This window comes from Kitasatospora sp. NPDC101801, from assembly GCF_044766665.1.
Taxonomy (GTDB): domain Bacteria; phylum Actinomycetota; class Actinomycetes; order Streptomycetales; family Streptomycetaceae; genus Kitasatospora.
In genome coordinates this window covers 18,499-32,377 of record NZ_JBIWML010000017.1, presented here as the reverse complement: position 1 = coordinate 32,377, position 13,879 = coordinate 18,499, and the positions used below count along the sequence as shown (strand labels likewise).

The window sequence follows — 13,879 nt, the reverse complement described above, 5'->3', positions numbered from 1 at the left end:
CGTTGACTGACCTCAAGACCCCGCCCCGTCCGCGCCCGGGGCGGGGGCGGCGCCTGCGCTCGCTCCGGGTCCGGCTGATCGCGGTCTTCGCGGTGGTCGCGCTGACCACCGCGGTCTCGGCCTCCGGCATCGCCTACTGGCTGAACCGGGACGCGGTGCTCAAGCGCGCCCAGGACACCGCGCTGAACGACTTCCGGAACTCGCTGAGCCGGAACGTCTCGGCCCTGCCGCTCGACCCGAGCTGCAACCAACTGGCCTACCTGGCCTCCCAGGTGGCCAGCTCCGGGCTGAGCTACGCGGTGGTCGTGGTGGCGCCCGGGCTGCCCGACTGCGTGGCCTCCTCGGACCCGTCCCGGTTCACCGCGGCCCAGGTCCCGGCCTCGCTGCGCGGCACGGTGGACACTCCGCGCGAGGTCGGCCAGGGCAATCCGTTCGCCTACCACCTCTACTGGCAGCGGGTGAACCTGGACGGCCCCTACCTGGTCGGCGGCACCCGGGTGGTGCCGACCGGGCCGACCGCGTACATGTTCAAGTCGCTGGAGAACGAGCGGGCCGACCTGAACACCCTCGGCTGGTCGCTGGCGATCGCCACCCTGCTGGCGCTGATCGGCTCGGCGCTGATCGCGCAGGCCGCCGCAGCCACCGTGCTGCGGCCGGTGAAGCGGCTCGGCGAGGCGGCCAGGCAGCTCGGCGAGGGGCATCTGGACACCCGGCTCGAGGTCGAGGGCGCGGACGAACTCGCCGAGCTGGCACGGACGTTCAACCGCACCGCGGAGTCGCTGGCCGGTCAGGTGGCCGAGCTGAGCGCCCGGGAGGCGCAGAGCCGCCGGTTCGTCGCCGACATGTCGCACGAGCTGCGGACGCCGCTGACCGCGATGACCGCGGTGACCGACATCCTGGAGGACGAGGCGGAGTCGCTGGACCCGATGATCGAACCGGCCGTCCGGCTGGTGGTCAGCGAGACCCGTCGGCTGTCCGACCTGGTGGAGAACCTGATGGAGGTGACCAGGTTCGACGCGGGCACCGCCAAGCTGGTCGCCGACGAGGTGGACATCGCCGACCTGATCATGTCCTGCATCGACGGCCGGGCCTGGTACGACGCGGTCGAGCTGGACGCCCCGCGCGGGGTGCTCGCGGTGGTCGACCCCCGGCGCCTGGACGTGGTCTTCGCCAACCTGATCGGCAACGCGCTCAAGCACGGCGGCTCGCCGGTCCGGGTGAAGGTCCGACAGATCGACGAGACCGTGGTGGTGGAGGTCTCGGACAGCGGCCCCGGCATCCCGGAGGACGTACTGCCACACGTCTTCGACCGGTTCTACAAGGCCGACAAGGGCCGGGCCAGGTCCGAGGGCAGCGGGCTCGGCCTGTCGATCGCGATGGCCAACGCCCAGATCCACGGCGGCTCGATCACCGCGGCGAACGGGCCGACCGGTGCGGTCTTCACCCTGACCCTGCCGGTCGACCAGCCCGCCCCGACCAGCCAGGAGGGCCCGAAGTGACGGTACGTCGCCTGCTGACCGCCGCCCTGCTGGGCGCCGCGCTGACCACCGCCGTCGGCTGCGGAATCCGGCCGACGGCCGTCCCGGTGGACGCGGGCGCGCCCGCCAGCCGGACCGCCTGCCCGACCCCGGTCCGGGTGCCGGAGGCGGCCGAGCCGACCCCGGTGCCGCCGAGCGCGCAGCCCACCGCGCTGCCGACCGCCCGGCCGACCGCAGGCCCGGCGTCGAAGTCGCCCGCGGTGCTGTTCAGCGCCTCCCCGAGCAGCGCGGCGCCGAGCGCGACCAGCTGCCCCTGACCGGCCCGCCCTGACCGCCGGGGGCGGGCGGACGGGAACCGTCCGCCCGCCGGCCCGCGTCCCTGCCGGTGTGACGGACCAGGCGAACCCCTCGCACCCCGCGCCGGAGGTGTCGCCCCGGCTGCGGCTGCCGGGCATCCTGCTGCTGGCCGGCTATCTGGGCCTGATCGGCTGGCTGATCCTGCGGCCGCTCGCGGTCGGCTGGACCTCGCCCGCCAATCTGACGCCGTTCGCCTCGGTCCGGCTGGCCTTCTCGGCCGGCGGACCGGACGGGCTGCGCCAGCTGGCCGGCGGCCTGCTGCCGCTGGCGCCGCTGGGCGTCCTGCTGCCGCTGGCCGACGGCCGGCTGCGGGTCGGCTGGCTGCCCTCGCTGCTGCGGACGGCGGGCTGCTCGGCGCTGATCGCCACCGCGCTGGAGATCCTCAAGGGCTGGGCCCCCGGCCATGTGCTGAACGTGGACGACATCGTGCTCGGCATCCTCGGCGTGGTCGTCTGCCACCTGGTGGTGGTGCCGTTCGCCCGGGCCCGCCTGGTCGGGCACGCCACCCCCCGGCCGGGCCGCGAGCGGGCCGCCGTCCGACCCCGGGGGCCGCTCAACTCGCTTGCCCCGCAAGGTAGTTCCGCGCAGCGCTGAGCCCCTGCGGGCCGGGGCGGGTCAGGGTTACCCCGAGGACAACCCTGAGCCACGGGTACCTCGGAGCGGTGAGAGAGCCGGGGTCCGGGATCGGCACCAGGACGGAGGATTCCGCCCGGTCCGTCGCCGAGGATGGACACATGCCCACCGGAGAGACCGGCCGGGGCGACCAACCGGAGCTGATCATGAGCGCACTCGCCCGCCCCCGACACCACCGCGTCATCGCCGGCGTCTGCGCCGGCATCGCGAAGCGCTTCGGGCTCGCCCCCTGGACGGTCAGGATCATCTTCCTGGTGTCCTGCCTGCTGCCCGGACCGCAGTTCCTGATCTACCTGGCGCTCTGGCTGATCCTCCCCCAGGAGCCGTGACCCGGCCCGGACCGGGCAGCCGGTCCGGACAGCCCGAAGGGCCGCCTCCCCCGCCGCGTGCGGGGAGGCGGCCCTTCGGCCGTTTCGGGGCGGGTCAGCCCAGGCCCGGCAGGGCGCCGCCACCGGGCAGGCCGCCGCCGAGCGCACCGGTCACGGTGCTGACGCCGGGCGCCTGGGTCAGGCCCTCGGCGCCGGGCACCGGGAGCGGCAGGCCACGCGGGGTGGCGGCCTCGGCGACCGGGGCGGTGGCCTCGTCGGTCATCGGGGCGGTGTGCTCGGTGACCGGCGCGGTCATCGGCTGGGCGGACTCCGGGGCCTGCGCCACCGGGGCGGCCACGTCCGGGTTGAGGTTGCCGACCGCCTGGGTCACCGGCGCGGTGGCGGGCAGCTGGCTGACGGTGCTGGTGGCCGCTCCGGTCAGCGCACCCGAGTGGGCGAGCGCTCCGGTCGGGAGGCCGAGCCCACCGGGCGTGGCGGCGGAGGCGGAACCGGCAGCCGCAGCCGCGAGCGCGACGCCGAGCGCGGCGGTCCCGGCAGCCTTCAGAGTGGCCTGCTTCATGAGTTGGTCCTCGTGTCCTCGTCGGTGGCCGACGTCGCGGGCGGGAGTCCGGAGACACCCACCGCTACGCCGTGTCAGCTCTGACTGGCACACCGTAGTGACAACGTCGCACGCAGATCAAAGGCGGTTAACTCTCCCGGCTGAATAGTCAGATGAGCGCGAGGTCACGGCGAAGACCTCGCGCTCGTCGGGTACCGCACGACGGACGGTCAGGCGCCGGCGCCCGCACCCGTGCTGAACAGCCACTCCGCCTTCAGCTCGGCGTAGCCAGGCTTGATCACGTCGTTGATCATCGCGAGCCGCTCGTCGAACGGCAGGAACGCGGACTTCATCGCGTTCACGGTGAACCACTCCAGGTCGCCCAGGGTGTACCCGAAGGCGTCCACCAGGTGGCCGAACTCCTGGCTCATGCTGGTGCCGCTCATCAGCCGGTTGTCGGTGTTCACGGTGACCCGGAACTTCAGCCGGCTGAGCAGACCGATCGGGTGCTCGGCGTACGAAGTCGCCGCCGCCGTCTGCAGGTTGGAGGTCGGGCACATCTCCAGCGGGACCCGCTTGTCGCGCACGTACGCGGCCAGCCGGCCGAGCTCGACGGTGCCGTCCTCGTGCACCGTGATGTCGTCGATGATCCGGACGCCGTGGCCGAGCCGGTCGGCGCCGCAGCACTGCAGGGCCTCCCAGATCGACGGCAGGCCGAAGGCCTCGCCGGCGTGGATGGTGAAGTGGTTGTTCTCGCCCTTGAGGTAGTCGAAGGCGCCCTGGTGCCGGGTGGGCGGGTGGCCCGCCTCGGCGCCGGCGATGTCGAAGCCGACCACGCCCTGGTCCCGGTAGCGGTTGGCCAGTTCGGCGATCTCCTGGGACCGGGCGGCGTGCCGCATCGCGGTGAGCAGGGTGCCGACCCGGATCCGGTGGCCGGCCGCGCGGGCGTTCGCCTCGCCGAGCCGGAAGCCCTCGTTGACCGCCTCGACCACCTGGTCGAGGGTCAGGCCCTGCTCCAGGTGCTGCTCCGGGGCGTACCGCACCTCGGCGTAGACCACACCGTCGGCGGCCAGGTCCTCGGCGCAGTCGGCGGCGACCTTGACCAGCGCCTCGCGGGTCTGCATCACGGCGCAGGTGTGCGCGAAGGTCTCCAGGTAACGGACCAGCGAGCCGGAGTCGGCCGCCTCCCGGAACCAGACCCCGAGCTTGACCGGGTCGGTGGTGGGGAGACCCTCGTAACCGCAGGCCGCGGCCAGCTCGACGATGGTCTCCGGGCGCAGCCCGCCGTCGAGGTGGTCGTGCAGGAGCACCTTCGGGGCGCGGGCGATCTGGGCGGCGTCGGGGATGCGGGGGCCTGTGGTGCCCGCGGTAACAGGGATCTGCTTCTCCATTGCGGGAGTGTAGCCCCTACGCGCGTAGATTCACCATGCGGTGCATCACTTTCCCCCGCCCGGGGAGCGCCGGTTGGGCCGGTCGGCCCACCCGGCGACCGGTCAGCCCGGCAACCCCTCAGCCCTTCAGCCGGTGCTTGAGCCCGAGCAGCGCGCCGGACAGCCCGTGCGGGACCAGCCAGCTCAGGTCCGCGCGGTCCGCCGCGTCAAACCGGTACTTGTACGGCTCGGTGCCGCGGAGGAAGTCGAAGGTGGTCAACTTCCGCTCCGCGCAGGCCCGGACGGCCTCGGCGATGATCGCGGTGCCGAGCCGCAGCGGCGCCCAGGCCGGGTCCCAGCCGATCTGGTAGTAGGCGAAGGTGTCGCCCCAGAGGAAGCCGTACAGGCCGCCGACCACCTCCCCCTCGTGCTCGGCGAGCAGGAAGGCGGGCCCGGCGCCGGGCCGGGCCCGCTCCAGCAGCCGGGTGTGCAGCGGCAGCCGCCGGTGGTCGAAGGTGGTGCCCCGGCCCAGCGCGTTCCGGCGGAGCCGGTGCAGCCGCACCACGGTGTCCAGCAGCCCGGGCGGGGCCTCGCCCGGCGGCACCCAGCGGAAGGTCACCCCGGCGGCGGCCAGCTTGCGCCCGTACCGGCGCAGGTCGGCCCGGAACTGCCGGGAGCCCAGCGCCTCGGCTCCCCCGGTCAGGTCGGCCCGGGGGCAGGACTGCCTGGACACCTCGCGCCGGGCGGCCGGCAGCAGCTCGCCGAGCAGCGGGTCGACGTCGGGGAACCAGAGCGTCTCGCGCCCGGCCAGCTCGGTCAGCCAGGCCCGGACCTCGGCCGCCCGGCCGGGCGCCACCGCGAAGCCGCCGTGGTCGGCGGCGCCGGGACCGGCGCCGAGCGGCGTCCGGCAGCCGACCGTGAACGGGAGCCGCGGATGCAGCCGCAGCCTGGTGCGGACCAGCGGCAGCACGGCCTGCACCGCACCGCCCTCGCCCCGCCAGACCACGATCTCGGCCGGGCCGCGCCCGCCGAGCGTCTCCCACCAGGACAGCACCCAGTCGGGGGTCAGGAACCACGACCCGCGCTCACCCAGCTCCGCCACCAACTCCCTCCAGCCGTCCACCAGTTCCGGTGTCAGCTGGTCGGGTGTGTACCGCTCGACCATGCCCGCCCCCCTCAGCTCCCGCTCAGCAGCCGCCGCGCAGTCGGTGCACGGCCGGGTGCAGCCCCGAGAGGATTGTGTCGAACCGGGCCCGGGTGGTGTCGGAGTTCACCCGAAGTCGGCTGATCCGCAGCGGGTTCGGCGGCAGCAGCGCGTCCTGCCGGTGGTCGAAGAGGAAGCCGAGCCGGTAGCCCAGCTCGCGCAGCACGGTGTCGGCGCCCGGGTCGAAGTTCCCGTTCGGGTAGGCGAACGCGGTCGGAGCCGCGCCCAGCCAGCCGGTCAGCAGCCGGTGTGCCTGCTCGATCTCGGTGCGCACCACGGCGGGCGCGCAGCGGTCCAGGCAGGGGTGCCCAAGGGTGTGGTTGCCGATCGCCACCCCGGCGGCTGCCAGCTCCGGCAACTCCCTCGCGGCCAGCTGCTGCTGACGGGCCGCCGGCCGGGCCGCGGTGGCCCGCAACTCGTCGAGCGCGGCCTGTCGTTCGAGATCCGGGAGCAGCTTCAGACGGCGTACCACGGCCCCGGCCGGCACCCCGGCCAGCGGGCCGGCGGTGCCGCCCTGCGCGGCCAGCTCGGCGGCCTCCCGCCACCAGAACGGCTGGTCCCCGTCGACCAGCCCGGCCACCACGAAGGCGGCGGCCGGCACCCCGTGCCGGGCGAGTACCGACAGGCCCCGGGTGAGCAGCGTCCGGTCGCCGTCGTCGAAGGTGACCAGCACGCTGCGCGGCGGCAGCGGGCGCCCCTCGGTGACGGCCCGTTCGACGGTGTCGAGGGTGACCGGGCTGGCGCTCCTGGTCAGCCGCTCCATCTGGGCGGCGAAGCTCACCGGGTCGTCCACCCCGTGGTAGGCGAGCACCGAGAGCCGGTGCGCGGCCCGGGCCCGGAAGAACGGCTGGAGCGGCGAGCGCCGCAGCAACCGGTCCAACCGGTCCCGCCGGGTCTCACCCGTCGCACCGCCGGCGATGCGCGCGGCCGTGTCCTGCTCCGACACGATTCCCCCTGGTTCGTTCCGTGCAGCCGTGCCTGCAGGCCCCCATCAATATCCCTCAATTTGGTAAAGAGCGGTATAAGTTCGGGAAGTTGACCCGCTCCTGGCCGGATTCCGACGCCCCGCACTGAGGTGCGGGAACGAACCGGCCGACCCCCGGCCGCAGCCCGGCCGGATCGGTGAAGACCCTGTGCGGACGACTACCGGGCGGTACGGGCTACCGACCCCGGACCACCTCGACCAACGGGGCCAGCTCCGGCCGCCCGGCCGCCTCACCGAGCGCCGCGTCGAGCGCCGCGCCGTTGGTGGGGCGCGCCTGTTCGAGCAGGTCCAGACCGGCCGGCGAGACCTCGGTGTAGATGCCGCGGCGGTCGGTCGGGCAGAGGTAGCGGGACAGCAGGCCGCGGTCCTCCAGCCGGGAGACCAGCCGGGTGGTCGCGCTCTGGCTGAGCACCACCGCCTCGGCCACCTCGCCCATCCGCAGGTGACCCCCCTCGCCCGAGTGCTGACGGCTCAACACGTCCAGCAGCGAGAACTCCCGCACGCTCAGCCCGTGCGCCGCCTGCAGCTCGCGCTCCAGCCTGGCCTCGATCCGGCCGTGCAGCGCCGCCAGCGCGCACCAGCCCTGCGCGAGTCCGCGTCCCACCGTCTGCTCACCGCTCTGCACCACCGGGGCCTCCTGCCTCTCGGGTCCAGGATAGCGACCCACCGAAATATCCCGCGTTTGCAAGTATCCAGCGTCTGCATTTATTGTTCAAGCATGCAACCAGCTCCCGCAACCAGTTCGAGGACCTCGCGCAGCAGCCTGCCGGCCCTGCTCGCCCTCGCCATCGGCGCCTTCGGCATCGGTACCACCGAGTTCGTGATCACCGGGCTGCTCCCAGAGATCGCGACCGACTTCGACGTCTCGATCCCGACCGCCGGCATCCTGGTCACCGGCTACGCGCTCGGCGTGGTGGTCGGCGCCCCACTGCTCACCGCGCTCGGCACCCGGATCCCGCGCAAGCGGATGCTGATGCTGCTGATGGGCGTGTTCGTGATCGGCAACCTGCTCTCCGCCGTCACGCCGAGCTTCGAACTACTGATCGCCGGACGGGTGGTGACCTCGCTCGCGCACGGCGCCTTCTTCGGCATCGGCGCGGTGCTCGCCGCCGAACTGGTCGCCCCCGACCGCAAGGCGGGCGCGATCGCCACCATGTTCACCGGCCTCACCGTGGCCAACGTGGTCGGCGTCCCGCTCGGCACCCTGATCGGCCAGCAGCTCGGCTGGCGGGTCACCTTCGCCCTGGTCGCCGCCGTCGGCGTGGCCGGGATCGCCGGGATCGCACTGCTCGTCCCCGAGCTGCCGCGCCCCCGGGTGGCCGCCCGGCTGCGCCAGGAGCTGTCCGCCTTCCGCAACGTCCAGGTCGGCCTGGCGATGGCGATGACGGTGCTCGGCTTCGGCGGGGTGTTCGCCGCCATCACCTACATCGCGCCGATGATGACCGGCCCGGCCGGCTTCGCCGACTCCTCGGTCACCTGGCTGCTGGTGCTGTTCGGCCTCGGCATGGTGATCGGCAACCTGGTCGGCGGCCGATTCGCCGACCGGGCCCTGATGCCGCTGCTGTACGTCTCGCTCGGCCTGCTCAGCCTGACCCTGCTGGCGTTCACCTTCACCGCGCACAGCCAGCCGGCGGCCGTGGTCACCGTGCCGCTGCTCGGCTTCTTCGGCTTCGCCACCGTCCCCCCGCTGCAGAAGCGGGTGCTGGACCAGACCGCCCAGGCCCCGACCCTGGCCTCCGCCGTCAACATCGGCGCCTTCAACCTCGGCAACGCCCTCGCCGCCTGGCTCGGCGGCGTGGTCATCTCGGCCGGCTACGGCTACACCGCGCCGAACCTGGTCGGCGCCGCGCTCACCGGCTCGGCCCTGCTGCTGGCGGTGCTCTCCGCCGTGCTGGAGCGGCGGACCGCCGCGCCGGTCCGCCTCGGCGCGGCGGCGTGACGGACGGCGCGGGGCCGTGGCGGACGGCGCGGGGCAGCTCAGTCGTGGTCGAGCAGCCGCCCCCGGCGGGACAGCACGAAGTCCCGGAACACGACCGCCGGCGGGGCGAGCGGACGGCCAGTCACCCAGGCCAGGCCGATCGCCCGCCGGGTGCGCGGGGAGGTCACCTCCAGCTCCACCACGCCGGGCCGGGGCACCAGCGCCGGGGGCAGCAGGGCCACCCCGAGACCGGCGGCGACCAGTCCGCGCAGGGTCTCCGCCTCCTCGCCCTCGAACGCGATCCGGGGCGAGAACCCCGCCTCCGCGCAGAACCCGTCGGTGATCACCCGCAGGCCGTACCCCTCCCCGACCGCGACGAACGGATCCTCGGCCACCTCCGCCAGCCTGATCCGGCGCCGCCCGGCCAGCCGGTGGTCGGCCGGGACGGCCAGGTGCAGCCGCTGCTCGTCCAGCGGACGGGCCGTCAGCTCGGCGGCGACCGGCAGCGGGGAGACCAGGCAGAGGTCCAGCTCCCCGTCCCGCAACCGCTCCAGCATCGCCGTGACGTGGTCCTGCACCAGTTGGAACCTGACCTGCGGATGCTCCACCCGGAAGCCCCGCAGCAGCGCCGGGACGGCGTCCGACCCCATCGTGTGCAGGAAGCCGAACGCGACCCGGCCGACCGTCGGATCGGCCTCCGCCCTGGCCGTCTCCGCCCCGCGCTCCAGCTCGGCCAGCGCCCGCTCCACCGAGCCGAGCAGCAGCCGGCCGGCCCGGGTCAGCCGCACCGTCCGCCCCTGCCGGGCCAGCAGCTCCACCCCGAGCTCCGCCTCCAGCCGGGCCACCGACCGGGACAGCGTCGGCTGCGGCATCCCGAGCAGCTGGGCCGCCTGGGTCACGTGCTCCAGCCGGGCCACCGCCGCGAACTGCGCCAACTGCGGGGCGAGCAGTGCGAGATCGGTATCCGGCCCGAGGGCGGCCACGGTCAGCGGCGGTGAGCTGCTCTCATGCGACATGGCATGAATTATCGACGAGTCATGCATTGGACGCATCAGCGGCCGACCCCCTAACTTCGCTTCCATGCCGCCTGCCAGTACCGGGGCATCCGCAGTCCAGCTGCCGGATGCCCTCCCCTCGCCACCCCCGGTCGCCTCCGCTCCGGCCGACACCCGGCACCGCCCCGGTGACCGCGCCTTCCGGCGCGCGAACCTGGCGCTGTTCGCCGCCGGGATCGCCACCTTCGTCCTGCTGTACTCCACCCAGGGCCTGCTGCCGCTGCTCTCCGCCGACCTCGACCTGACCCCCGGTCAGGCCAGCTGGACCGCCTCGGTGGCCACCCTCGGGCTCGCCCTGGCGCTGCTCCCGGCCAGCGCGCTGTCCGACCGGTACGGGCGGACGGCGGTGATGACCGCCTCCATGCTGGCCGCCGCCGGTATCGCACTGGCCCTGCCGTTCGCGCCGAACCTCACCACCCTGGTGATCCTGCGCGGCGTCCAGGGCGCCGCCCTCGCCGGACTGCCCGCCACCGCGATGGCGTACCTGGCCGAGGAGATCCACCCGAGCGCGCTGGCCTCCGCGATGGGCCTGTACGTGGCGGGCAACAGCATCGGCGGCATGGGCGGCCGGCTCGCCTCCGGCTGGGCGGGCGCGGCCTGGGGCTGGCGCTGGGGGCTTGCGGTCTCGGCCGTCCTCGCCCTCGCCGCCGCGCTGGCCTTCCGGCTGCTGATCCCGGCCGCCCGGCAGTTCCGGCGCACCCCGCTGGACGCCCGCGCGCTGGCCCGCACCGTCACCGGCCACCTGCGCAACCCGCTGCTGCTCCGGCTCTACTCCCTCGGTCTGCTCTTCATGGCCGTCTTCGGCGCGGTCTACAACACCGTCGGGTACCGGCTGACCACCGCCCCCTTCGACCTCCCCGAGTCGGTGGCCGCGTCGATCTTCGTGGTCTACCTGGTCGGCACCGTCTCCTCGGCCTGCGCCGGCCGCCTGGTCGGCCGGCTCGGCCGGCGCGGCACCCTCTACGTCGCGATCGGCACCACCACCGCCGGCCTGCTGCTCTCGCTCGCCGACACCCTGGCCGCCGTCCTGCTCGGCCTGGTCCTGATCACGGCCGGCTTCTTCGCCGGCCACGCCACCGCCTCCTCCTCGGTCGGCCGCACCGCCACCGAGGGCCGCGCCCAGGCCTCCGCCCTCTACCTGATCGCCTACTACCTGGGCAACAGCCTCGGCGGCACCCTGGGCGCCGACGCCTACCACTCCACCGGCTGGCCAGGCGCGGCGGCCGTCGGCCTGGTCGCGATGACCCTGGCCGCCGGCGTCACCCTGTACGCCACCCGCAAGGCAGTCATCACCCGCCGCGCCGTCAGCACACTCCGGGTATGAGCATCGGCCCGGCCACGTACGCCAGGCTCCGTGAGATCGCCGCTCACCTGCCGGCCGTCCCGGGGATCGGCAAGGTCGAGATCGCGAACGGCGAGATCGTCATGACGATGTCCCCGGTGCGACGGCACGAACTCGCGGTGCTCAGGCTGGCGCGCCAGCTGAACGCCCAACTCCCCAGCACCCACCCGGGCCACACCGCACACCCCGGCGCGGGCCTGGAAGACCCCGGGCTCGGGCGCCTCCGCTGCCCGGACCTGATGGTCTTCGCGGAGGCGGCACTGGAGAGCACGGCGCCTTCGCTGCATCCGCACGAGGTCCTGCTGGTGGTCGAGATCGTCTCCAACCCCGAGAACGACTACGAGAACAAGGTCCACGACTACGCGGCGATGGGCATCCCGCTCTACCTGCTGGTCGATCCGCGCGAGGGTACCGGCATCGTGCACTCCGAGCCCGGCTTCGCCGTTCGCGAGAAGTTCGTCTTCGGCGACACCGTCCCGGTCGGCCCCTGGACGCTCGACACCGGCGGGCTGCTCACCTACGGCTGAGGCCGGGCGGTCCTGGGTAGGTCAACGGGTGTCGCCGCACCGAGAGTTGGGACCGCCGTGCACCGGAGCCAGGACCGCACCGCCGAGCTGGACGCGTTCGTCGCCTTCGTCGCCGGGCTGCTCACCGCGCTGCTGGCGGCCCTCCTGCTGGCCGGGCTGAACGCCCTGGTGCCGGTCGGCCCCGGGCTGCGGCAGCTGGGGTACGGGCTGATCGGCGTCGCCGGGGCGGCGGGCCTGGTGCTCAGCTACCTGCGACTGCGTGCCCGGTGAACGGCGCGGAGCCCCGGCAGGCGGGCTGCCGGGGCTCACTGGGCGGTGCGGGTGTCACGCGATCCGGTCGAGCACGATCGGGTTCGCGGTGAACGCGGTGCCGGCGGGCGCGATGGTGACGCCACCGGCCAGCGCCTCGATCGCGTAGTCGTAGCGCTCGGGGGTGTCGGTGTGCAGGGTCAGCAGCGGCTGACCGGCCGTCACCAGGTCGCCCGGCTTGGCGTGCATCTCGACACCCGCGCCGGCCTGCACCGGGTCCTCCTTGCGGGCCCGGCCGGCGCCCAGGCGCCAGGCGCAGACACCGACGGCGTACGCGTCCAGGCCGGTCAGCACACCGGTGGCGGAGGCGGTGATCACGTGCTGCTCGCGGGCCACCGGGAGCGGGGCGTCCACGTCGCCGCCCTGCGCGGAGATCATCCGGCGCCAGTGGTCCATCGCGGAGCCGTCCCGCAGCGCGTCGGCCGGGTCCTTGCCGTGCACGCCCGCCGCCGCGAGCATCTCGCGGGCCAGCGCCAGGGTCAGCTCGACCACGTCGGCGGGGCCGCCGCCGGCCAGCACCTCGACCGACTCGCGGACCTCCAGCGCGTTGCCCGCGGTGAGACCGAGCGGGGTCGACATGTCGGTGAGCAGCGCGACGGTGTTGACCCCGGCCGCCTTGCCCAGGCCGACCATGGTGCGGGCCAGCTCCTGGGCGTCGGCCAGGTTCTTCATGAAGGCGCCGGAGCCGACCTTGACGTCCAGCACCAGGGCGCCGGTGCCCTCGGCGATCTTCTTGGACATGATCGAGGAGGCGATCAGCGGGATCGCCTCGACCGTGCCGGTCACGTCGCGCAGCGCGTAGAGCTTCTTGTCGGCGGGGGCCAGACCGTCACCGGCGGCACAGATCACCGCTCCGGCGCCGTGCAGGACCGACATCATCTCCTCGTTGGAGAGCAGCGCCCGCCAGCCGGGGATGGACTCCAGCTTGTCCAGGGTGCCGCCGGTGTGGCCGAGGCCGCGGCCGGAGAGCTGCGGGACGGCCGCGCCGCAGGCGGCGACCAGCGGGGCCAGCGGGAGGGTGATCTTGTCGCCGACCCCGCCGGTGGAGTGCTTGTCGGAGGTCGGAACGCCGAGCGCGGAGAAGTCCATCCGGACGCCGGAGCGGATCATCGCGTCGGTCCAGCGGCTGATCTCGCGCAGGTTCATGCCGTTCAGCAGGATCGCCATGGCCAGCGCGGACATCTGCTCGTCGGCGACCTCGCCGCGGGTGTAGGCGTCGATCACCCAGTCGATCTGAGGATCGGTCAGCTCGCCGCGGTCGCGCTTGGTCCGGATGACGGAGGGGGCGTCCATGAGGGTTCTCCAGGAGGTTCGAAGAAGAGGAAATGCGAAGAGTGCCGCGAGGGAGCTGATCCCCCGCGACACTCTACGCGCGTAACTGCAGCGGTTGCCAGAGCCGCTCCGGCCCGGCCTGCGCGGCTTCGGTCAGCCCAGGTGCTCCGGGCCGAACGCGTCCGGCAGCACCTCGCTCATCGGCCGCAGCCCGGAGGGCAGGTCGACCAGCAGCTCGGGCCCGCCGTGCTCGTACAGCAGCTGACGGCAGCGCCCGCACGGCACCAGCAGCGCGCCCGCGCCGTCCACACAGGTGAACGCCACCAGCCGGCCGCCACCGCTCGCGTGCAGCGCCGAGACCAGCCCGCACTCGGCGCACAGCGCCAGACCGTAGCTGGCGTTCTCCACGTTGCAGCCGGTGACCACCCGGCCGTCGTCGACCAGCGCGGCGGCGCCGACCGGGAACTTGCTGTACGGGGCGTACGCGTGCCCCATCGCGTCCCGGGCGGCGGTCCGCAGCCGCTCCCAGTCGACCGACCCGGCGGTACGGTCCACCTGAGCG

16 protein-coding genes are annotated in these 13,879 nt (G+C 73.9%); 8 read left to right on the top strand and 8 right to left on the bottom strand.

Features of this window, described 5'->3' with window-relative positions; all coding sequences use genetic code 11:
* The first annotated feature begins 2 nt into the window (after window positions 1–2).
* The 4 genes from ACIRPK_RS19975 to ACIRPK_RS19960 all read left to right on the top strand — a co-directional run bounded on the left by ACIRPK_RS19975 (window position 3) and on the right by ACIRPK_RS19960 (window position 2,797).
* Window positions 3–1,499, top strand: a complete 1,497-nt coding sequence (locus tag ACIRPK_RS19975) for an ATP-binding protein (RefSeq protein ID WP_403040576.1) — start codon at window positions 3–5, stop codon at window positions 1,497–1,499.
* The gene (locus tag ACIRPK_RS19970) at window positions 1,496–1,795 is read left to right on the top strand and encodes a hypothetical protein (protein ID WP_403040575.1); all 300 of its coding nucleotides are present in this window, start codon (window positions 1,496–1,498) and stop codon (window positions 1,793–1,795) included. The genes ACIRPK_RS19975 and ACIRPK_RS19970 overlap by 4 nt, the downstream gene beginning before the upstream one ends.
* Window positions 1,796–1,865: 70 nt before the next feature.
* Window positions 1,866–2,429, top strand: coding sequence for a VanZ family protein (locus ACIRPK_RS19965; RefSeq protein WP_403040574.1), 564 nt, complete (start codon window positions 1,866–1,868; stop codon window positions 2,427–2,429).
* Window positions 2,430–2,614: 185 nt separating this feature from the next.
* Complete coding sequence (locus ACIRPK_RS19960; RefSeq protein ID WP_403040652.1) at window positions 2,615–2,797, top strand: PspC domain-containing protein; 183 nt, start codon at window positions 2,615–2,617, stop codon at window positions 2,795–2,797.
* A 94-nt stretch (window positions 2,798–2,891) separates the two neighbouring features.
* On the opposite strand, the gene ACIRPK_RS19955 is transcribed toward ACIRPK_RS19960, so the two are convergent.
* The 5 genes from ACIRPK_RS19955 to ACIRPK_RS19935 form a co-directional block, all read right to left on the bottom strand.
* A complete protein-coding gene (locus tag ACIRPK_RS19955; protein ID WP_403040573.1) occupies window positions 2,892–3,356 on the bottom strand; it encodes a hypothetical protein in 465 nt (154 codons plus the stop codon).
* Between the two features lie 209 nt (window positions 3,357–3,565).
* Window positions 3,566–4,726, bottom strand: coding sequence for an adenosine deaminase (locus ACIRPK_RS19950; RefSeq protein ID WP_403040572.1), 1,161 nt, complete (start codon window positions 4,724–4,726; stop codon window positions 3,566–3,568).
* 118 nt (window positions 4,727–4,844) lie between these two features.
* On the bottom strand, window positions 4,845–5,870 hold the full coding sequence (locus tag ACIRPK_RS19945; RefSeq protein WP_403040571.1) for a GNAT family N-acetyltransferase: 1,026 nt from the start codon (window positions 5,868–5,870) through the stop codon (window positions 4,845–4,847).
* A 22-nt stretch (window positions 5,871–5,892) separates the two neighbouring features.
* Window positions 5,893–6,855, bottom strand: a complete 963-nt coding sequence (locus tag ACIRPK_RS19940) for a polysaccharide deacetylase family protein (RefSeq protein WP_403040570.1) — start codon at window positions 6,853–6,855, stop codon at window positions 5,893–5,895.
* Between the two features lie 214 nt (window positions 6,856–7,069).
* Window positions 7,070–7,519: a MarR family winged helix-turn-helix transcriptional regulator gene (locus ACIRPK_RS19935; RefSeq protein WP_403040651.1), complete on the bottom strand. Its 450-nt coding sequence runs from the start codon at window positions 7,517–7,519 to the stop codon at window positions 7,070–7,072.
* Window positions 7,520–7,612: 93 nt separating this feature from the next.
* Between ACIRPK_RS19935 and ACIRPK_RS19930 the strand changes: the two genes are divergently transcribed.
* Window positions 7,613–8,833 (top strand): MFS transporter, encoded by a 1,221-nt coding sequence (locus ACIRPK_RS19930; protein WP_403040569.1) that lies wholly within the window; start codon window positions 7,613–7,615, stop codon window positions 8,831–8,833.
* A 38-nt stretch (window positions 8,834–8,871) separates the two neighbouring features.
* Here ACIRPK_RS19930 and ACIRPK_RS19925 read toward each other — a convergent pair whose 3' ends face one another.
* Window positions 8,872–9,828, bottom strand: a complete 957-nt coding sequence (locus ACIRPK_RS19925; RefSeq protein WP_403040568.1) for a LysR substrate-binding domain-containing protein — start codon at window positions 9,826–9,828, stop codon at window positions 8,872–8,874.
* Between the two features lie 64 nt (window positions 9,829–9,892).
* On the opposite strand from ACIRPK_RS19925, the gene ACIRPK_RS19920 reads away from it, so the two are divergent.
* From ACIRPK_RS19920 to ACIRPK_RS19910, 3 genes are read left to right on the top strand one after another with little or no spacing between them, the layout of a single operon-like run.
* Entirely contained in the window at window positions 9,893–11,191 is a 1,299-nt protein-coding gene (locus ACIRPK_RS19920) for an MFS transporter (RefSeq protein WP_403040567.1), read from the top strand.
* Complete coding sequence (locus tag ACIRPK_RS19915; protein WP_403040566.1) at window positions 11,188–11,736, top strand: Uma2 family endonuclease; 549 nt, start codon at window positions 11,188–11,190, stop codon at window positions 11,734–11,736. The genes ACIRPK_RS19920 and ACIRPK_RS19915 overlap by 4 nt, the downstream gene beginning before the upstream one ends.
* A gap of 57 nt (window positions 11,737–11,793) precedes the next feature.
* Entirely contained in the window at window positions 11,794–12,006 is a 213-nt protein-coding gene (locus ACIRPK_RS19910) for a hypothetical protein (RefSeq protein WP_403040565.1), read from the top strand.
* 54 nt (window positions 12,007–12,060) lie between these two features.
* Here the strand turns inward: ACIRPK_RS19910 and ACIRPK_RS19905 are convergent, their stop codons facing one another.
* Window positions 12,061–13,338: a thymidine phosphorylase gene (locus tag ACIRPK_RS19905; RefSeq protein ID WP_403040564.1), complete on the bottom strand. Its 1,278-nt coding sequence runs from the start codon at window positions 13,336–13,338 to the stop codon at window positions 12,061–12,063.
* A gap of 132 nt (window positions 13,339–13,470) precedes the next feature.
* On the bottom strand, window positions 13,471–13,872 hold the full coding sequence (locus ACIRPK_RS19900) for a cytidine deaminase (protein ID WP_403040563.1): 402 nt from the start codon (window positions 13,870–13,872) through the stop codon (window positions 13,471–13,473).
* Between the last annotated feature and the right edge of the window lie 7 nt (window positions 13,873–13,879).